This is a genomic window from Isoptericola croceus, from assembly GCF_029382255.1.
Lineage (GTDB): Bacteria > Actinomycetota > Actinomycetes > Actinomycetales > Cellulomonadaceae > Isoptericola > Isoptericola croceus.
The window spans coordinates 1-275 of the sequence record NZ_JARLLG010000211.1; the positions used below are offsets into that span (position 1 = coordinate 1).

Sequence of the window (275 nt, forward strand, 5' to 3'; positions counted from 1 at the left end):
GGTGCACCCAGGCGATGGCGAAGGGGGAGAAGAGGTTCTGCAGGTCGATGCTGACGGGCCGGGAGCCGTTGCCGCTCTCTCCGCTCTCGAATTGGTGCTCCACGCGCAGCAGAAGCGCCGTTTCCGCGTCGCCGTTCATCGCCAACGTCAGGAGGTGAACGTTGGGGGGCAGCGCTGAGCGCAGCGCTGAGAACTCGCGCACTTTGGGGCTCCCGGAAGCCGCCAGGATCACGTGGGGCGCCGCCGCCATTTCCTGCGCCATCAGTCGGTGTCCG

The 275-nt window shown here is 67.6% G+C and carries 1 protein-coding gene; it reads right to left on the reverse strand.

The genetic code is table 11. From position 1 onward, the window contains the following. A partial coding sequence (locus PZC42_RS21205; protein ID WP_277214108.1) for a glycosyl hydrolase-related protein occupies positions 1-275 on the reverse strand: 275 nt, incomplete at both ends.